Origin of the sequence: Cellulomonas sp. ATA003 (assembly GCF_031582905.1) — a bacterium.
Lineage (GTDB): Bacteria > Actinomycetota > Actinomycetes > Actinomycetales > Cellulomonadaceae > Pengzhenrongella.
The window spans coordinates 193,995-212,036 of sequence record NZ_CP133990.1 but is presented as its reverse complement, the minus strand read 5'-3'; the positions used below and the strand labels follow the sequence as shown (position 1 = coordinate 212,036).

Annotated in this window: 19 protein-coding genes and 2 pseudogenes; 8 read left to right on the top strand and 13 right to left on the bottom strand. The window is 74.9% G+C overall.

Annotation, left to right across the window (positions count from 1 at the left end; all coding sequences use genetic code 11):
- Positions 1-93 precede the first annotated feature (93 nt).
- Positions 94-1,050 carry a 1,4-dihydroxy-2-naphthoyl-CoA synthase gene (locus REH70_RS01060; RefSeq protein WP_310751139.1) on the top strand — a complete coding sequence of 319 codons (957 nt, stop codon included), beginning with the start codon at positions 94-96 and terminating at the stop codon, positions 1,048-1,050.
- Positions 1,051-1,138: 88 nt separating this feature from the next.
- On the opposite strand, the gene REH70_RS01055 is transcribed toward REH70_RS01060, so the two are convergent.
- Together REH70_RS01055 and REH70_RS01050 are read right to left on the bottom strand one after the other, a co-directional pair.
- Entirely contained in the window at positions 1,139-1,516 is a 378-nt protein-coding gene (locus tag REH70_RS01055; protein WP_310751136.1) for a DUF3048 C-terminal domain-containing protein, read from the bottom strand.
- Between the two features lie 154 nt (positions 1,517-1,670).
- Positions 1,671-1,979: pseudogene (locus REH70_RS01050) on the bottom strand (DUF3048 domain-containing protein); the annotation flags it as partial.
- Between the two features lie 305 nt (positions 1,980-2,284).
- Here REH70_RS01050 and REH70_RS01045 point away from each other — a divergent pair.
- Both REH70_RS01045 and REH70_RS01040 read left to right on the top strand, forming a co-directional pair.
- Positions 2,285-3,583 (top strand): AMP-binding protein, encoded by a 1,299-nt coding sequence (locus REH70_RS01045; RefSeq protein ID WP_310751133.1) that lies wholly within the window; start codon positions 2,285-2,287, stop codon positions 3,581-3,583.
- Between the two features lie 11 nt (positions 3,584-3,594).
- Positions 3,595-4,479 carry a 1,4-dihydroxy-2-naphthoate polyprenyltransferase gene (locus REH70_RS01040; protein WP_310751130.1) on the top strand — a complete coding sequence of 295 codons (885 nt, stop codon included), beginning with the start codon at positions 3,595-3,597 and terminating at the stop codon, positions 4,477-4,479.
- Positions 4,480-4,490: 11 nt separating this feature from the next.
- Here the strand turns inward: REH70_RS01040 and REH70_RS01035 are convergent, their stop codons facing one another.
- A complete protein-coding gene (locus tag REH70_RS01035) occupies positions 4,491-4,850 on the bottom strand; it encodes a DUF4229 domain-containing protein (protein WP_310751127.1) in 360 nt (119 codons plus the stop codon).
- Positions 4,851-4,899: 49 nt separating this feature from the next.
- Here REH70_RS01035 and REH70_RS01030 point away from each other — a divergent pair, with 49 nt between their 5' ends.
- Positions 4,900-5,463: a PLDc N-terminal domain-containing protein gene (locus REH70_RS01030; protein ID WP_310751125.1), complete on the top strand. Its 564-nt coding sequence runs from the start codon at positions 4,900-4,902 to the stop codon at positions 5,461-5,463.
- Here the strand turns inward: REH70_RS01030 and ccsB are convergent.
- From ccsB to REH70_RS01000, 6 genes and pseudogenes are all read right to left on the bottom strand, one after another.
- Complete coding sequence (gene ccsB, locus REH70_RS01025; protein ID WP_310751122.1) at positions 5,460-6,473, bottom strand: c-type cytochrome biogenesis protein CcsB; 1,014 nt, start codon at positions 6,471-6,473, stop codon at positions 5,460-5,462. The two genes, REH70_RS01030 and ccsB, sit on opposite strands and share 4 nt — an antisense overlap.
- A pseudogene (locus REH70_RS01020) lies at positions 6,470-8,115 on the bottom strand (cytochrome c biogenesis protein ResB). The gene ccsB and the pseudogene REH70_RS01020 overlap by 4 nt, the downstream one beginning before the upstream one ends.
- Positions 8,116-8,375: 260 nt before the next feature.
- Complete coding sequence (locus REH70_RS01015) at positions 8,376-9,215, bottom strand: cytochrome c biogenesis CcdA family protein (protein ID WP_396134611.1); 840 nt, start codon at positions 9,213-9,215, stop codon at positions 8,376-8,378.
- Positions 9,212-9,811 carry a TlpA disulfide reductase family protein gene (locus tag REH70_RS01010; protein ID WP_310751120.1) on the bottom strand — a complete coding sequence of 200 codons (600 nt, stop codon included), beginning with the start codon at positions 9,809-9,811 and terminating at the stop codon, positions 9,212-9,214. The genes REH70_RS01015 and REH70_RS01010 overlap by 4 nt, the downstream gene beginning before the upstream one ends.
- On the bottom strand, positions 9,808-10,485 hold the full coding sequence (locus REH70_RS01005) for a histidine phosphatase family protein (RefSeq protein WP_310751117.1): 678 nt from the start codon (positions 10,483-10,485) through the stop codon (positions 9,808-9,810). Before REH70_RS01005 ends, REH70_RS01010 begins: the two co-directional genes overlap by 4 nt.
- Positions 10,486-10,557: 72 nt before the next feature.
- On the bottom strand, positions 10,558-11,064 hold the full coding sequence (locus REH70_RS01000) for a MarR family transcriptional regulator (RefSeq protein ID WP_310751114.1): 507 nt from the start codon (positions 11,062-11,064) through the stop codon (positions 10,558-10,560).
- Positions 11,065-11,201: 137 nt separating this feature from the next.
- Between REH70_RS01000 and REH70_RS00995 the strand changes: the two genes are divergently transcribed.
- A complete protein-coding gene (locus REH70_RS00995) occupies positions 11,202-11,756 on the top strand; it encodes a YceI family protein (protein ID WP_310751111.1) in 555 nt (184 codons plus the stop codon).
- A gap of 152 nt (positions 11,757-11,908) precedes the next feature.
- Here REH70_RS00995 and REH70_RS00990 read toward each other — a convergent pair whose 3' ends face one another.
- Positions 11,909-12,997: a redox-sensing transcriptional repressor Rex gene (locus tag REH70_RS00990; RefSeq protein ID WP_310751108.1), complete on the bottom strand. Its 1,089-nt coding sequence runs from the start codon at positions 12,995-12,997 to the stop codon at positions 11,909-11,911.
- Between the two features lie 69 nt (positions 12,998-13,066).
- Between REH70_RS00990 and REH70_RS00985 the strand changes: the two genes are divergently transcribed.
- Complete coding sequence (locus tag REH70_RS00985; RefSeq protein WP_310754089.1) at positions 13,067-13,846, top strand: HAD-IB family hydrolase; 780 nt, start codon at positions 13,067-13,069, stop codon at positions 13,844-13,846.
- A 67-nt stretch (positions 13,847-13,913) separates the two neighbouring features.
- On the opposite strand, the gene REH70_RS00980 is transcribed toward REH70_RS00985, so the two are convergent.
- From REH70_RS00980 to REH70_RS00970, 3 genes are all read right to left on the bottom strand, one after another.
- Positions 13,914-14,012 carry a 30S ribosomal protein bS22 gene (locus tag REH70_RS00980; RefSeq protein ID WP_003792170.1) on the bottom strand — a complete coding sequence of 33 codons (99 nt, stop codon included), beginning with the start codon at positions 14,010-14,012 and terminating at the stop codon, positions 13,914-13,916.
- Positions 14,013-14,141: 129 nt separating this feature from the next.
- Positions 14,142-14,348, bottom strand: a complete 207-nt coding sequence (locus REH70_RS00975; RefSeq protein ID WP_310750691.1) for a helix-turn-helix domain-containing protein — start codon at positions 14,346-14,348, stop codon at positions 14,142-14,144.
- A gap of 156 nt (positions 14,349-14,504) precedes the next feature.
- Entirely contained in the window at positions 14,505-15,686 is a 1,182-nt protein-coding gene (locus tag REH70_RS00970) for an acetoin utilization protein AcuC (RefSeq protein ID WP_310750688.1), read from the bottom strand.
- A 144-nt stretch (positions 15,687-15,830) separates the two neighbouring features.
- On the opposite strand from REH70_RS00970, the gene REH70_RS00965 reads away from it, so the two are divergent.
- Together REH70_RS00965 and REH70_RS00960 are read left to right on the top strand one after the other, a co-directional pair.
- On the top strand, positions 15,831-17,192 hold the full coding sequence (locus REH70_RS00965) for a potassium transporter TrkG (RefSeq protein WP_310754088.1): 1,362 nt from the start codon (positions 15,831-15,833) through the stop codon (positions 17,190-17,192).
- Positions 17,185-17,910, top strand: coding sequence for a potassium channel family protein (locus REH70_RS00960; protein ID WP_396134610.1), 726 nt, complete (start codon positions 17,185-17,187; stop codon positions 17,908-17,910). The genes REH70_RS00965 and REH70_RS00960 overlap by 8 nt, the downstream gene beginning before the upstream one ends.
- Positions 17,911-18,042: the final 132 nt, after the last annotated feature.

Genomic DNA, 18,042 nt, shown 5'->3' with positions numbered 1-18,042 from the left:
GTCACCGACCCGGGGCGCACCGCCCGCGGACCCCGCGGCCGCCCGCCACCGGCGGCCCGGACGCTGTCGGTACCCGCGGCTAGGGTGACGCGGGTGAGCGACCTCCCCGCGCCCGTGTCCGCGACCTTCGACCCGGCGCGGTGGCGCACCGTGGCGGGCTTCGAGGGACTGACCGACCTGACCTACCACCGCGGGGTGGAGCGGCACGACGACGGGACCGAGCGGGACCTCCCGGTCGTGCGGATCGCGTTCGACCGGCCCGAGGTGCGCAACGCGTTCCGCCCGCACACCGTCGACGAGCTGTACCGCGCGCTCGACCACGCCCGCATGACGTCCGACGTCGGCACGGTGCTCCTGACCGGGAACGGGCCCAGCCCCAAGGACGGCGGCTGGGCGTTCTGCTCCGGCGGCGACCAGCGCATCCGCGGCCGTGACGGGTACCGCTACACGGGCACGACGCAGGAGCAGACGGCGGATGCGATCGACCCGGCGCGCGCCGGACGGCTGCACATCCTCGAGGTGCAGCGCCTCATCCGGACGATGCCCAAGGTCGTCGTCGCGGTCGTCAACGGCTGGGCCGCGGGCGGCGGGCACTCGCTGCACGTCGTGGCAGACCTGTCGATCGCCTCCCGTCAGCACGCGCGCTTCAAGCAGACCGACGCGAACGTCGGCTCCTTCGACGGCGGCTACGGCTCGGCCTACCTGGCGCGGCAGATCGGGCAGAAGCGGGCACGGGAGATCTTCTTCCTCGCCCGGGAGTACTCCGCCGAGGACGCCGAGCGGTGGGGGGCCGTCAACGAGGTCGCCGACCACGACGACCTGGAGGACCTCGCGCTCGAGTACGCCCGGATCATCGCGACCAAGTCCCCGCAGGCCGTCCGCATGCTCAAGTTCGCGTTCAACCTGGCCGACGACGGCCTGGCCGGGCAGCAGGTCTTCGCCGGGGAGGCGACCCGTCTCGCGTACATGACCGACGAGGCGGTCGAGGGGCGCGACGCCTTCCTCGAGCGCCGCGACCCGGACTGGTCGCGCTTCCCGTACGCCTTCTGAGCCCCGCAGGCGGCGCGCCGGCGCACGGGCGCAGGCAGGCGGGCCAGAGCGGGCGCGGGCGGCCCCGGGCCGCCGAGCACGGTGCGGCTCAGCCGGCGGTGACCCCGCCGGTCTCGTTCGGCACGAGCTCGACCCAGGTGACGCCCGGCTCGAGGCGCACCGGGGCGCCGTCGGCGGTCGTCAGGCGCACCGGCTCGGTGACCGCCCCCTTGGACCACGTGGCGTCGAGCGTGCGCCCGCCGGTCGCGACGAGCGCGTCGCCGGTGCCCTCGAGAAGCGTCTCGGGGACCACCGCGCCGGACGGGTCCCGGGTGCCGGAATCGACGAGGTCGACCCGCAGCACCACGACGTTGGCGGCGGCCAGGCGCGCACCGGACGCCGCCGTCGCCGGCACGCCCTTCTCGGTCCGCAGCCACGCGCCGCGGGCCTCGTCCCACGTCCAGCCGGGCTGCGAGTAGGTGGACATCGTCAGCGCGATCGAGCCGGTCGGCGTGCCCCTCCGTCGCGGTCGCGAGGTCCGGCCGGGTCGCGAAGGTGAACTGCGGGGGCGGCGGGGCGGTGTGGCGGGAGTCGGCCTGCTCGAGGAACCGGGTCGGGTCGCCGAAGACGTTGTGCGGCGCGGCACGACCTGAGCGGCGCCAGAACCCGGCGTCGCCGGCGTCGTGACTGACGACCTGCAGACCGGCGTCGGCCAGCGCGTCCACGAACCGGGGCTGCCCGCCGGAGAACGCGATGACGCCACCGAGCGGCGCGGCGATCGCGGGGTCCATCGGCCGGACGGAGCGGATCGGGCCGACCTCCTGGGGCACGGCGGAGTGGTAGACGGCGACGAACCGGGTCACGCCGCCCTCGACCACCTGCTCCCAGACGACGTCCGCCTCGTCCAGCCCGCTCTGCGGGCGCACGGAGACCGGGTTCTCGATCTTCACCGCGAGCGCGGGCCGGTCGGCGACCTCGGTGACCTCGACGCCGGTCAGCGGCCAGCTCACCGGGACGTCGGGCGAGGGCGGGGCGCCCTTGTCGACGGCGACGTCCGGGCCCCGGGTGACCGTGGCCTGCGTCTGCGGCGGCTCGGCGGAGCACCCGCCGAGGGCGAGCAGCGCGGCGACCGTCGCGACGAGCAGGGTGGGACGGGTCCGGGCTGGGGTGGTGCGCACGACAGGAACTCCTCTTCGCACCGACCGTGGCGGGCGGCGATCCGCCGACACTCTACGGCGGCACCTACCCTGACCCGGTGACCCGAGACCTGCGTGCCGTGCCCGCCGGCCCGGGCGACGTGGGGCACCTCGCGCAGGCGTTGCGGGCCGCCCTGGACGGCGACGGACCGGCCGTCGTGCCGGTCGCGCCGGCGACGACGCCCGACCTCGTGACGGACGCGACGGCGCCCACCTGCCCCGTCACCCGTCGGCCCGACCTCGTGCCCGACGACGTCGCCGTCGTGGTGACGACGTCCGGCTCCACCGGGACACCACGCGGGGTGATGCTGTCCGCGAGCGCCCTGCGCGCCTCGGCCGCCGCGACCGACGCCCGCCTCGGCGGCCCCGCCCAGTGGCTCCTCACCCTTCCCGCGCACCACGTCGCGGGCCTGCAGGTGGTCGTCCGGTCGCTCCTCGCCGGCACGGTCCCGGTCGTCGCCGGCCCGGGCGCCTTCCGCCCCGACGGCTTCGTCGCGGACGCCGCCCGCCTCACCGGGGACCGGCGCTACACCTCCCTCGTGCCCACCCAGCTGCACCGCCTGCTCGACGACGACGCCGGGCGCGCGGCCCTGCGCACCTTCGACGCCGTCCTGCTCGGCGGCGCCGCCGCACCGCCCGCGCTGCTGGACCGGGCTCGCTCGGCCGGGGTCGCGGTCGTCACCACGTACGGCATGTCCGAGACGTGCGGCGGCTGCGTGTACGACGGCGTCCCGCTCGACGGCGTGCGCGTCCGGCTCGACGACGACGGCGCGGTCCTGGTCGCCGGCCCGGTGCTCGCGACCGGGTACCTCGGCCGACCGGACCTGGACGCGGAGACCTTCACCGTCCCGGCCGGCAGGCGGGCCGACGAGCAGGCCGGCGCGCAGGCCGGTGACCAGGGTGGCGCGCAAGCCGGCGAGCACACCGACGACCACGGCGGTGCCCGGTGGCTGCGCACGCACGACCTCGGCCGGATCGACGACGGCCGGCTCACCGTCCTCGGCCGCGCCGACGACGTCGTGGTGACCGGCGGGGTCAAGGTCGCCCCCGCGGCCGTCGAAGCCCTGATGGCCGGCCTGCCGGGCGTCGGGGAGGTCTGCGTCGTCGGCGTCCCGGACGCCGAGTGGGGACAGGTCGTGGTCGCCGTCGTCGTCCCCCGGGCCGGTCAGACGCCGCCCGAGGCGGCGCAGGTGCGCGCGCACGTCGCCGCTACCCTGGGTGCGCCCGCTGCCCCGCGGCACGTCGTCGCGGTGGACCGCCTCCCGCTGCGCGGACCGGGCAAGGTCGACCGCCGCGGTGTGGCCGGGCTCGCCGCAGCCCGCCTCGACCGCCGCGCCGACCCCCGCACGCCGAGCTGAACGGAGCCCGCATGGCCACCCCCGCCGAGTGGATCGCCGGTGCGCGCCCGCGCACCCTGCCCGCGGCCGCCGCCCCGGTGCTCGTCGGCAGCGGGGCCGCCGCGCACGTCGCGCCCTGGGGGCTGCGCGAGACCGGCATCGCCCTCCTCGCGTTCGGTGTGGCCGCCGCGCTGCAGGTCGGCGTCAACTACGCCAACGACTACTCCGACGGCGTCCGGGGGACCGATGTCGACCGGGTCGGGCCGATGCGGCTCACCGCGTCCGGTGCGGCCCCGGCCGGGCACGTCAAGCGCGCCGCGTTCGCGTGCTTCGGCGTCGCCGCGGTGCTCGGGCTGGTCGTCGTCCTCGTCACGGGGCACCTGTGGCTGCTGGCCGTCGGGGCGGCGTCGATCCTCGCGGCCTGGTTCTACACCGGGGGCCGCAAGCCCTACGGGTACCGCGGCCTCGGCGAGGTCGGCGTGTTCGTCTTCTTCGGGCTCGTCGCGGTGCTCGGCACCACCTACCTCCTCGCCGACCGGATCACGTGGCCGGCGGTCGCGGGTGCGGTCGGTGTCGGCCTGCTCGCGTGCGCGCTGCTCATGGTGAACAACCTGCGCGACGTCCCCACCGACGCCGTCGTCGGCAAGCGGACCCTCGCGGTCCGACTGGGCGAGCACCGCGCCCGCCGGCTGTACGTCGCGTTCCTCGCGATCCCCCTGGTGCTCGCGGCGGCCTGCGCGTTCACCGCCCCGTGGACGCTGCTCGTGCTCGGCCTCGTCCCGCCGGCCGCGCTGCTCGCGATCACCGTGCGGGTCGGTGCCCGCGGGATCGCGCTGGTCCCGGTGCTCGCCGGGACGGGGATGCTCGAGCTCGGGTACGGCGTGCTGCTCGGTCTGGGGCTCGCGGTCTCCCGCTGACCGCCGAGCGGTCAGCGGTCGTCCGGCCCCGTCGTCGAGGACGACGTCGACCCACGCCCCGGCGTGCCGTGCTCCGGCGCCCCACCCACCGTCGGTCCGCCGGCCGCGCCGTCGACGACGGCGTCCTCGTGCGCGGCGTCGGACTCGGCGTGCGCGGAGAACCGGTGACCGCTCGCGCGGCGCTCGGCGCGCTCGGCCAGGTACAGCGCGGCGCGGTCACGCGGCCCCCGGAGCAGCACGTAGGACAGCCCCCACGCCACGAGCGTCGCCACGATCAGCAGCAACCACGTCCGCAGCCCGGCCAGGTACCCCAGGCCGAAGCAGGCGGCGAGCAGGGCGATCCTCAGGGCGGAGTAGGTCACCAGCGGCACCCCACCAGGGTAGGCCCGCCCATGCGGCACCCCGACATAGGGTGGAGCCATGCGGAACCTGCTGTTCGTCGTGCTGATCGGGCTGGTCGTCTACTCGATCATCGACGTCGTGCGCAGCGAGGCGGACGAGCGCTGGGGCATCTCCAAGGCCCTGTGGATCCTGCTCATCGTGCTGCTGCCGGTGCTCGGTGCGATCGCGTGGCTCGTCGCCCGCTCCCAAGCCCGCGCGCGCGGCGCCGGGGGCGGTGGTGGCGGCGGCGGGACACGCCCGCGTCCGTCCGGCCCGAGGCCCCGGCGACCGTCCGGCCCGGTCGCCCCCGACGACGACCCGGAGTTCCTCTGGCGGCTGGAGCGCATGCAGCGCCGGGCGGACGCCGCGGGCCGCAGCACGGACGGGGTGCCGCCCCAGCCGGACAGCTCGGCCGACGGTCCCGTGACCGGCCCAGCGGACAGCGAGGACGACTCCCCGGGCACGACTCCCCGGGCCACGGCACGCCGGGCCCCGCAGCGGCGCCTGACGCTCCCGGGAAGCGGCGCCCGACGCTCCGCCGCGGCGTCAGCGACGCCGGCTCCGGCGTCAGCGACGACGCAGGCGGCGTCGGCTCGGCCTTAGAGACCCGAGTACGAGTGCTTGCCGTCGAAGAACATGTTGACGATCGTGAAGTTCGCGATCACGCACGCGTAGCCGACGATCACGAACCACGCCGCCCGACGACCGGCCCAGCCGCGCGTGGTGCGCGCGTGCAGGTAGGCGGCGTAGACGACCCAGATGACGAAGGTCCAGACCTCCTTGGGGTCCCAGCCCCAGTACCGGCCCCAGGCGTGCTCGGCCCAGATCGCCCCGGCGATGAGGGTGAACGTCCACAGCACGAAGCCGACCGCGTTGAGCCGGAAGGACAGCGCCTCGAGCTCGCTCGCCCGCGGGACCGTCTCGAGCCACCGCCACCCGTTGCCGGCGAGCGCGGCCGAGCCCTGGGCGCGCGAGTCGCGCAGCAGCTGCAGGACGCTGGCCGCGAACGCGACCGTGAAGATGCCGGTCGAGGTGATGGCGATCCCGACGTGGATGACCAGCCAGTAGCTGTCGAGCGCGGGCTGGACGCCGTCCGCCTGGATGAAGAACACGAGCAGCCCGGCGGCCAGGCCGAGCACGGTGACGCCGGTGACCATCACGCCGAGGAACGGCAGGTCACGGCGGCGGAGCACCGTGAGCAGGACGGCGACCGCGACGAGCGTGCCCACGAGCGTGAACTCGTACATGTTGGCCCACGGCGCACGCCCCGCCGCGAGGCCGCGGGTCACGACCGCGACGAGGTGCAGCAGCAGCCCGAGCACGGTGGTCGAGCGGGCGATGCCGCGGGCCTTGGACCGGCGACGGCCGGGGTCGGCGGACCCGGCGAACGCCCCGGGCGCCGTCGGGCCGCGGTCGACGACGGCGGTCGTCGCCCCGGTGGCGGAGGTCCGCGCCCCCGCGGCGACGGCCGTGGCCGCGGCGGCGCGGGCGGCCGGCAGACGGTCGACCAGGCGCGCGAGGTCGAGCGTGTACGCCACCAGCGCCACGGTGTAGACGGTCGCGGCCGCCCACACCAGGCCGGTGCTGAGGTCTCCGAGCTGGGCCGTGGTCATCGTGCCTCCGGTCGCGTCACCGCGTCGTGGTCGGGGTCGTGCGTGTCGTGCAGGGGATGCGTGGGCGCCGACGGGGTGCCCGCGGGGTTCGGGGCCCCGGCGTGCGAACCGGCGCGCGGACCGGCGTCGCGCGGGGCGGCGTCGGCGGGCGGGGCGGCGTCGTGCGGGCCGGCGTCGTCGTCGGACGGGGCGTCCGGGCCGGCGACCGCGGCCACCACCGCGTCGAGCTCACCCTGCAGGCCGATGTCGTCGCCGCGGGCGAGCGCCGCGGCGGTGACCACTGTACGACCGTCCGCCCCGGGGACCGCCCGCAGCCAGAGCCGCCGCCGCGGGGTGAACAGCGACACCGCGAGACCGGTGAGCGCGAGGAGCGAGAAGACCAGGACGAACGCCAGCGTCGGGTCGTGGCGCAGGTCGAGCGCGACGAACCGCGGGGTCGCCTCGTAGGTCAGCTCGCCCAGCCCGTCGGGGAGCGCGACGGTCTCGCCGGGGCGCAGGTAGAGCGTCACGGCGGTGCCCTCGGCGTCGACCGCCTGCTCGAGGCCGGTCTCGTCGAGCTGGTAGACGTTCTGCGGGACGCCGTCGTCCAGCCCCAGGTCGCCGGACCAGACCGACAGCACCAGCAGCGGGTCCTGCGGCTGCGGGTGCACCGACCGCCAGCGGTCCGGCAGGAACTCGTCCGCGGTCGGCAGCAGGTAGCCCACCATGCCGATCTGCGGTCCGTCGGAGACGTCCGGCACCTTGACGACACCGCGGGAGGTGTAGACGTCGTCCTCGGGGAGGAACGGCACCGGACCGCTGAAGGCGACCTCGCCGGCGGCGTCGCGCACGGTGAGGTCGGGCGCGTAGCCGTTGCCCTGGAGGTAGATCTTCGCGCCGCCCGCGGTGAGGGGTGGTTGACCCGGATCGACTCGGCACGCTCGGCGCCGTCGGGCTCGCGGACCGTGACGTCGGCCCGGAAGTAGCGGGACGCGAGGGTCTCGGGGTCGAACTCGGCGGTGAACGCGTCGAGGGTCAGCGAGAACGGCTCGAGGCTCGCCGGGTCGAAGCCGGAGCCGCTCTCGAACGTGTCGTAGCCGACGACGGCGTTCGCGAACCCGCGGTCCTCGATGACGATCGCCTGCCCGCGGTAGTGCAGGAACTGGCCGGTGCCGACCGAGATGAGCAGCCCGACGAGCGCCAGGTGGAAGACGAGGTTGCCGCTCTCGCGCAGGTACCCGCGCTCGGCGGAGACGGTCACGCCGGCGCCCTCGGCGCGGACGTCCACGCGGAACCGGGGCAGCCACCGCAGCCGACCACGCAGGGCGGTCCGTGCGGCCTCGCCCACCTCGGCCGGCGTCTGCGCCGTCGTCCACCCGGCGCGCGCCGGGAAGCGGTCGAACCGGCGCGGCGTACGCGGCGGCCGCGCCCGCAGGGCGCCGAGGTGGGCACGCGTGCGCGGCACGATGCAGCCGACCAGCGAGATGAACAGCAGCAGGTAGATGGCCGAGAACCACGCCGAGGCGTAGACGTCGAACGCGCCGAGGCGGTCCAGCCACGGGCCCAGGTCGGGGTGGTCGGCGAGGTACTCCGCGACGCGTGCCGGGTCCTGCGGTCGCTGCGGCAGGACGGAGCCGGGGACGGCGGCGACCGCGAGCAGCATGAGCAGGAGCAGCGCGACCCGCATGCTGGTCAGCTGGCGCCACGTCCACCGCAGCCAGCCGACGACGCCGAGCCGGGGCAGCTCGGCCGGCCGGTCACCGCGTCCGGATCCGGCACCCGGGGTCGCGGCGCCCGGGCTCGCGGCCCCCGGCGTCGCGGCACCCCGCGTCGCGGCGGGCGCTGCGGCCTGGGCGGGGCCGTCGGCGGCACGGGTGCGCTCGTCGAACGTGTCCTCGATGCCCTCGGGGCGGTAGCCGGCCATCAGACCACCGGCCGGAAGCCGGCGATGAGGCCCTGGAGCGACTGCGTCCAGGTGCCCCACAGGCCCGTGACCAGGGCGAGCCCGATGACGATGAGCAGTCCCCCGCCGATGCGGCTGATCACGAGGCGGTGCCGGCGCAGGAACGCGAGCGCGGCCGCGCTGCGCCCCAGGCCGAGCGCGATCGCGAGAAACGGCAGCCCGAGGCCGAGGCAGTAGGCGACGGACAGGGCCGCACCGCGGGCCGGGGAGCCACCGTCCAGGGAGAGCGCGATGACTGCCGCCAGGGTCGGGCCGATGCACGGGGCCCAGCCCAGCCCGAAGACGACGCCGAGCACCGGCGCCCCCCACAGACCCGCCGCCGGGCTCACGTGCAGCCGGGTGTCGCGCTGCAGGAACGGCACGAACCCGAGGAACGCGAGCCCCATGAGCACGACGACGACGCCGAGCACGCGGGTGAGCGGGTCCTCCCACTGCCCCAGGAGCGCCCCCACCGAGCCCGCGAGCGTGCCGAGCACGACAAAGACGGCCGTGAAGCCGGCCACGAACAGCGCGACACCCGCCAGCAGCCGGCCGCGGCCGGCCGCGGGGGCCGTTCGGGTCCCCCGGCCGAGCCCGGTCTGCCCCAGGGCGGCGCCGCTCATGCCGCCGAGGTACCCCAGGTACCCGGGGACGAGGGGCAGCACGCACGGCGAGGCGAAGGACACGAGCCCGGCGACCAGCGCGACGGGGACCGCGAGCAGCATCGAGCCGGAGAAGGCGGTGGTCGCGAAGTCCGCGCCGATGCCGGTCACGAGCCCCCCGCTCATGCCCAGCCCGCTCACGCCCAGCCCGCTCGTCATGCCGCGGCGACCGGCTCGGCGAGCAGGTCGTCGACCATCGCCCGCAGGGTGGACCCGTCGGCCAGGCCGAGCACGCGCGCGGCGACGCGGCCCTCGCGGTCCAGCACGACCGTGGTCGGGACGGCGTTGATCGAGACGTAGCCCTGCAGGGCCGCGACGGCCCCGTTGTCGGTGTCCGCGAGCGACGGGTACGGGACGTCGAACGTCCGCTCGAAGGCCTGCGCCGCGCCGGCGTCGTCGGTGCCGTTGATGCCGAGGAGGTGGACGCCGTCGTCGGCGTACTCGGTCGCCAGCGCGACGAGGTCCGGCGCCTCCGCGCGGCACGGTGGGCAGGCGGCGTACCAGGTGTTGAGGACGACGACGTCGCCGCGCCAGTCCGCGACGTCGACCGGCGCCCCGGTGAAGTCGGTGCCGCTCACCTCCACGGGCTCCCCGCGCTCGTCCGGGGCCCACGTCTGGGTGCTGCCGTCGCTCGAGATGTACCCGCTCGACTGCCCGTCCTCGGTGTACCCGTTGCCGGTGCTCGTCCCGGCCGTGCACCCGCCCAGGGCGAGCGCGGCGACGAGGGCGACAACCGCTCCGCGGCGCACGCTCATGCCCCCGGGACGGGCTTCGCGGCGGGCAGCAGGTCGGCAGCGGGCTCGGTGTAGTGCAGGCCGACGAGCCGGTCGTCGTCGAAGCGCAGCGACGTGAGGGAGGCGAGGGTGCACTCGCGGCGGCGCGGGTCGTGCCACAGCCGCTCGCCGGACAGCGCCAGACGGGTCACCCACACCGGGAGCTGGTGGCTGACCAGGACCGCCTCGTGGCCGCGCGCCGCCTCCCGGGCGACGTCGACGACGGCGAGCATCCGTCGCACCTGGTGCCGGTAGGGCTCACCCCACGACGGCCGCAACGGGTTGACGAGCAGCGGCCAGTTCGCCGGACGGCGCAGCGACCCGGGACCGACCCCGAAGGTCCGGCCCTCGAAGCGGTTCCCGGCCTCGAGCAGGCGGTCGTCGGTCCGGATGGTCAGGCCGAAGGCGGCGGCGACCGGTGCCGCGGTCTCCTGCGCGCGCTCCATGGGCGAGGCGAACACCGCGACGACGTCGGCCCGCTCGGTCGCGTCGTGCCCCGGTGCCGGCTCCCGGTCCCCGGCCAGGTGCGCGGCGACCCGCTCGGCCATCGCGACCCCGCGCTCGGACAGGTGGTACCCGGGCAGACGGCCGTACAGCACGCCGGCGGGGTTGTGGACCTCGCCGTGCCGCATGAGGTGGACCGTGGTGGCGACCATGCCCCCAGTCTCGCAAACCACCACCCGTGCTGGGTGCCCGCGAGGGTCCGGCCGGTGTGAGATCGGCCCGTGTCAGCCGCGCTCGAGCGCCTCGCGCACCGCGGTCATCGCCTCGCCGACCGCGCGCAGCTGGTCGTCGGTCAGCACGTCCACGAGGTGGGTGCGGACGGCCTGCACGTGGCCCGGCGCGGCGGCCTCCAGGCGCGCGAGGCCGGCGTCGGTCATGTGGCAGTTGACGCCGCGCCCGTCGGAGTCGCAGGCCTGGCGCTCGACGAGGCCGGCCGCCTCCAGCCGGCGCACGGTGTGGGTGATCCGGCTGCGGGAGTGCGCCAGCTCGTCGGCGAGCAGCGACATGCGCAGCGTGCGGTCCGGCGACTCCGAGAGCCGGACGAGCACCTCGTACTCGCTCAGCGACAGGTCGCTGTCCCGGTCGAGCTGGCGACCCAGCGCGTCCTGCAGCCGCGCGGTGCCCACGAGGAACGCACGCCAGTGCCCCTGCTGCTCGGCGTCGAGCCAGCGCACGGGCTCGACGCCGGACGCGGTGCTGGGCGTGGGCGTCTGCGACGACGACGTGGACATGGGACGGACCTCCTCCGGGACGCGGCAACCCGCCGGGACGGACGAGGCCTTGCGCGACAGCCCCAAGCATAGTAGAAATATCAACTAACGGATCGTTGAGTCTTCAATGATCCACCGCGACCGCCACGGAGGACCCCATGAGCACCACGACCCTGCCGACCGAGACCCTCGTCGGGACCTGGACCATCGACCCGTCCCACAGCGAGGCCGGCTTCACCACCCGTCACGCCGGGATCGCGAAGGTCCGCGGCTCCGTCGCCATCACCGAGGGCTCCATCGTCATCGGCGAGGACCTCGCGTCCTCCTCCGTGACCGCCGTGCTCGACCCGGCGACGATCGACACCCGCGACGCCAACCGCGACGGCCACCTGCGCAGCGCCGACTTCTTCGACGTCGAGACCATGCCCACGTGGACGTTCACCTCGACCTCCGTCTCTGCGAAGGGCGACGACTACGTGCTGGTCGGCGACCTCACCATCCACGGCGTGACCAGGACCGTCGAGCTCGACCTGGAGTTCAACGGCACCGCGACCGACCCGTTCGGCAACGCCCGCGCCGGCTTCTCCGCGACCACCGACATCTCGCGCAAGGACTTCGGCCTCACCTGGAACGCCGCACTGGAGACCGGCGGCTTCCTGGTCAGCGACAACGTCAAGGTCGCGCTCGAGATCTCGGCCATCAAGCAGGCCTAAGCCGCAGCACCCCCGCACGCCCGGCGAGGGGCGTCGAGCACCGCGACCACGCGGGCTCGGCGCCCCTCGCGCGCGTGGTGCCGCCGCGGGCGTCGACGCCCGCTCACCCGAGCGGTCGTGGGCCGGCGCGCGAGCGGTCGGGGCCCGAGCGGTCAGGGCCCGAGCGTCCCGCCCGCCGCACGGCCGCGCTTGCGGTCGTGGAAGGCGAGGATCTGCAGCTCCGACCCCAGGTCGACCGCGCGCAGGTCGACGTCGGGCGGGACCCGCAGCGCGCGAGGTGCGAAGCACAGCACCCCGGACACGCCTGCGGCGACCGCCCGGTCGCACACCTGCTGCGCGACGTCCGGGGTCGCGATCACCGCGATGGTCGCGCCGGTGCGCACGACGACGTCCTCCAGCCGGTCGGTCGGCTCGACCTGCAGCCCCGCCACCGTGGTGCCGACGACGACCGGGTCGGCGTCGACCAGCCCGGCGACGGCGAAGTCGGGGCCCGCGAAGCCCGAGTAGTTGGCGAGCGCGTGTCCCAGGTGCCCGACCCCGATGATCACCACGTGCCGCCGGCTGGTCAGCCCCAGCACCACCGTGATCCGCCGCGAGAGGCGGCCGACGTCGTAGCCGACCCCCTTGGTCCCGTGGGACCCGAGGTGGGACAGGTCCTTGCGCAGCTGCGCCGGACCGACGCCCACCATCGCCGCGAGCGCCCGGGACGACGTCGTGGTCACCCCCTGCTCGGCGAGCACGCCGAGGGCCCGGAGGTAGACGGGCAGCCGGCCGACGGTGGCCGGCGGGATGTCGCGCACCCCCGCCGCGGCGGGGCGGGTGGCCGGGCGCACGGTCGTGCCCAGACCACTCGTGATCGGACCGCTCGTGCTCAGACTGGTCACCCGGGGCTCCCTCGCCGTCGTCGCCGTCAGGCTAGGGCGTGGGGGCGGCGCGGCGAGGGCCTTGCGCAACCGGTCGGGGTCGATCCGGAAGAAGCCGCGGGGGACGCCGTCGACGAGCACGACGGGCACCTCCTCGCCATGCTCCCGCTGGAGCGCGCCGCCGTCGTGCGCCGCCGCGGCGTCGACGTCCACCTCGCGCCAGGCGTCCCCGGTCTCGGCCGTCACCGCCCGGACCACCTCGCGCGCTTCGTCGCACAGGTGGCAGCCGGCACGCCCGAGGAGCACGACGCGGGGCTCGTCGGGCCGCTCGTCGGGCCCTTCGTCGGCGGGCTCGTCGATCGACGCACGGAGAGTCATGGGACAACCCTGGCACGCTCGTTACAGTGACCGGGTGCCCGATCCGACGCCCGGCGAGACCTCCGCCCCCTGACCGGACCCCGGATCGCCGCCTTCTTCGACGTGGACAACACGATCATCCGCGGCGCGAGCGCGTTCCACCTCGCACGCGGGCTGTACGAGCGTGGGTTCTTCCGGCTGCGTGACATCGCCTGGGCGGGCGTGATGAACGCGCGCTACCAGCTGTTCGGGGAGAACACCGAGCAGATCGACGAGATCCGCTCGTCGGCGCTGAACATCATGACGGGGCACTCCGTGGCCGAGGTCGTCGCGATCGGCGAGGAGGTCTACGACCAGGTCATGGAGCTGCGGATCTTCCCCGGCACCCGCGCGCTGCTCGACGAGCACCTCGCCGCCGGTCACGAGGTGTGGCTGGTGACCGCCACCCCGGTCGAGATCGGCGACGTCATCGCCCGGCGTCTCGGCGCGACCGGCTGCGTCGGGACGGTGGCCGAGCACCGCGGCGGCTTCTACACCGGCCGGCTCGTCGGGGACCTGCTGCACGGCCAGGCGAAGGCCAGCGCGGTCCGGGCCCTGGCCGAGCGGGACGGGATCGACCTGGACCTCTCCTACGCCTACGGGGACTCGGCGAACGACGTCGCCGTGCTCTCCGCCGTCGGGCACCCGTTCGCGATCAACCCCGACAAGCGGCTGCGCCGCCACGCGCTGGCCGCCGGGTGGCCGGTGCGCGAGTTCCGCGGGCGGCGGCGGGCGGCGACGCGGCGCGGAGTGCGCACGGCGAGCTGGGCGGGCGTGGCCTGGGTGGTCGGACTCGCGCTGCGCTCGGTGCAGCGCCGTCTCCAGGGGTAGCCGGCCGTCCGGAGCGACCGGCGGCGGACACACCACGGGCCCGGCATCAGCTGCCGGGCCCGGAGTACTACTTCTTGTTGCGACGCTGGTGGCGCGTCTTGCGCAGCAGCTTGCGGTGCTTCTTCTTCGCCATGCGCTTGCGGCGCTTCTTGATGACGGAGCCCATGAGTCCTCACGATCTGCGGGTGCTGGTCGGATCGACACGCGGCGCGGTCGGATCGTCCACGCACGCCAATTCCGTGGTCACCCTACCGTCTTCGTCGACGGTGCCGCGACGCGCGGCCGGCCGGCCGGATCAGGAGGTGAGGCGGTCGCCCTCGATGTACGCCGTCGACAGGTAGTGGTCCAGCGCGTCCTTCGGCACCCGGAACGAGCGGCCGACCCGGACGGCGGGCATCTGACCGGAGTGGACGAGCCGGTAGACCGTCATCTTCGACACCCGCATGATCTCGGCGACCTCGGCCACGGTGAGGAACCGCACGCGGGGCTGGTCGCTCGACATGGGCCGCAGGGCTCCTCCGGGACGGGGCCGGCGGTGCGCCGACGGGGACTCGTGCTCCGCCGACGGCGGGACGTGCAGCGATCACCCTAGGGCCTGCACGGCCGGTGTGAAAGAGGACGACGCCGGCGTCCCACCGCGACCGGCGAGCGGAGCCACCTAGTCGTAGTGGGTGTCCAGCCCGAGCAGCGGGAACACCGCCTGCCGGGCCGCGCGGAGCGCGCGGTCGAGGTCGTCGGCCGGGTCGTAGCCGTCCGCCCACCGCGCGAAGTCCGGCTCGACCCCGTCGCTCATCGTCAGCGGCGCCGGTGACCCCGAGAGCGTCTCGACGGTCCGCCGCCACGACTCCGGCACGGGGGTCGCGGCGTCGAGGTCGGCGTGGGCCGCGATCGCGAGGAGGTGGGCCCACGCGCGCGGGACGACGTCGAACAGCGAGTAGCCACCACCGCCGAGGGCCACCCACCGGCCGTCGGCCAGCTCGTGGGAGAGCGCGTGCACCCGCTGCGCGACGTACCGCTGCGCGTCGACGCTCACCCTCAGGTGCGCCAGCGGGTCCTCGCGATGCGCGTCGCACCCGTGCTGGCTCACCACGACGTCCGGAGCCCACGCCCGCACCACGGGCTCGACGACGGCGTCGAACGCCCGCAGCCAGCCCCGGTCGCCGGTGCCGGCGGGCAGGGGGACGTTGACCACCGTGCCCTCGGCACCCGGACCGCCGACCTCGGTCACGTGCCCGGTCCCGGGGAACAGGGTGCGTCCGCTCTCGTGCACGGACACGGTGAGCACGCGCGGGTCGTCCCAGAAGATCCGCTCCACCCCGTCCCCGTGATGGGCGTCGACGTCGACGTAGGCGACCCGGCGCGCGCCCGCCGCCAGCAGCGCGCGGATCGCGACGGCGGCGTCGTTGTACACGCAGAACCCGGACGCGGCGTCCGGCATGGCGTGGTGCATGCCACCGGCGATGTTGACCGCGTGCACCGCCTCGCCGCTCCACACCGCGTGCGCGGCGTCGAGGCTGCCGGTGACGATGCGCGCGGCGGCGTCGTGCATGCCGGGGAAGATCGGGTCGTCGTCCGTGCCCAGGCCGCGCGACGGGTCCGGACGCCCCTCGACCGACGCGGCGCGGACCGCGGCGAGGTAGTCGGCGTCGTGGACGGTGCGCAGGGTCTCGTCGGACGCGGGCTCGGCGTCGACGAGGCGCACGCCGTCGGGCCGCAGGACGCCCAGCGCGCGGGCGAGCTGGATGGTCAGGTCCAGGCGCAGCGGCGACATGGGGTGACCGTGACCGAAGCTGTAGCCGAGCAGCGCAGGTGACCACACCACGCGCACGGAGTCGGTCATGGGCGTCACGGTAGCCGGGTGGCGACCCCACCCGGCACACCGCTCACACCGAGGGCACCGCACGCCCGCACGCCGTCGCCCGACGGACGTGCCAGAGTGGGCGACCGTGACCGTCGGGGCGAGGGTGCAGGGCCGCGCTCGCGCCTGCGCGACCGCGCACCGGGGCGCGAGGCGCTCGACCGGCTCGCACGCCAGTCCCCCGCCCGGCTGGCGATCGGCGTGTTCGCGTCGGTCGTCGCCCTGTTCACCGCGCTGCTGTCGATGCCCGCCGCCACCGCGACCGGCGAGCGCGCGCCGTTCGCCGACGCGCTCTTCACCGCGACGTCCGCCGTCTGCGTGACCGGGCTGGTCACGGTGCCGACCGGCACCTACTGGTCCACGTGGGGGCACGTCGTCATCCTCGTCGGCATCCAGATCGGTGGCCTGGGGGTCATGACCCTGGCGTCCCTGCTGGGCCTCGCGGTGTCCCGGCGCATCGGGCTCACCCAGCGCCTGCTGGTCAGCGCGGAGACCAAGACCGGCCGGCTCGGCGAGGTCGGGTCGCTGCTGCGGATCGTCGTGCTCACGTCGGCCTCGTTCGAGGTCGCGATCGCCCTCGTGCTGATCCCGCGCTTCCGCATGCTCGGCGAGGACTGGGGCGAGGCGGTCTGGCACGGGGTGTTCTACGCGATCTCGGCGTTCAACAACGCCGGCTTCATCCCGACCGCCGAGGGCCTCGACCCGTACGTCTCGGACTGGTGGGTCCTGCTGCCGATCATCATCGGCGTCTTCGTCGGGTCGCTGGGGTTCCCCGCGCTGCTCAACCTCCTCACGCTGTGGCGCACGCCGCGGCGGTGGAGCCTGCACGCCAAGCTCACCCTCGTCACCAGCCTGGTCCTCGTCGTGTTCGGCGCGCTCATCGTGGCGGCGTTCGAGTGGACCAACCCGCGCACCTTCGCCCCCCTGGACTGGGACGCGACGCTGCTCGCGTCGCTCTTCGCCGGTGTCATGCCGCGCTCGGGCGGGTTCTCGACCGTGGACGTCGGCCAGCTGCACGAGGGCACGTGGCTCCTCCTCGACGCGCTGATGTTCGTCGGAGGCGGGAGCGCCTCCACCGCGGGCGGGATCAAGGTCACCACCCTCGCGGTCATGCTGCTCGCGATCGTCGCCGAGGCCCGCGGGGACCGGGACGTGGAGGCCTTCGGCCGGCGGATCCCGCGCGAGGCCCTCCAGGTGGCCATCGCCGTCTCCCTGGTCAGCGCGACCATCGTGCTCGTCGCGAGCCTCGCCCTGCTCGCCGTCACCGGGCTGACCCTCGACGTCGTGCTGTTCGAGGTGATCTCGGCGTTCGCGACGGTCGGGCTGTCGACCGGCATCACCCCGACGCTGCCGGACTCCGGCAAGTACGTGCTGGCCCTGCTCATGTTCGTCGGCCGTACTGGCACGATGACCCTCGCCGCCGCCCTGGCACTGCGTAGCCGACGGCGCGTCATCCGCTACCCCGAGGAGAGGCCGATCATTGGCTGAGAGCATGCGGTCCGGTCGCGGGGGCTGGTCGTCGTCGGCCGCCCGGGAGAAGGACCGGGACAAGCCGGCCAAGGACGCGGGCGTCCTGGTGATCGGCATGGGGCGCTTCGGCTCGGCGATCGCCACCACGCTGGACAACCTCGGGCGCGACGTCCTCGCCGTCGAGCGCTCGCCCGAGCTCGTCGCGCAGTGGGCCGGACGGATCCCGCTCGTCGAGGCGGACGCCGCGAACCCCGAGGCGCTCGAGCAGGTGGGAGCCCGCGACTTCCCGGTCGCGGTGGTCGGCGTCGGCTCGTACCTCGAGGCGAGCGTGCTCATCACCGGCAACCTCGTCGACCTCGAGATCCCGCAGATCTGGGCCAAGGCCACCTCGAACGAGCACGCGCGCATCCTCCAGCGCATCGGCGCCCACCACGTGGTGCTCCCCGAGGCCGACGCCGGCGCGCGGGTCGCGCACCTCGTCTCGGGCAAGATGCTCGACTACATCGAGGTCGAGGACGGCTTCACGATCGTCAAGATGCGGCCGCCGCGCGAGACCCAGGGCTTCACCATCGGCCAGACCAAGATCCGTGAGCGCTACGGGGTCACCGTGGTCGGCGTGAAGTCACCGGGCCAGGACTTCGTCTACGCCGAGCCGGACACCCGCATCTCCCCCGACGACCTCCTGGTGGTCTCGGGCCACGCGGACCTGCTCGAGCGGTTCGCTGCCCGGCCATAGTCGGCTTGGCGGCACTTGCCTTCACCCTCTGAACCCACACACCCGCGTCACCCCGACGGGGGACCCTTCTGCGCCCACAGGACACGGTTTGGTCACGGCCCTTGCTGCCCTTGAGTTCAGGTCCTAAATTCA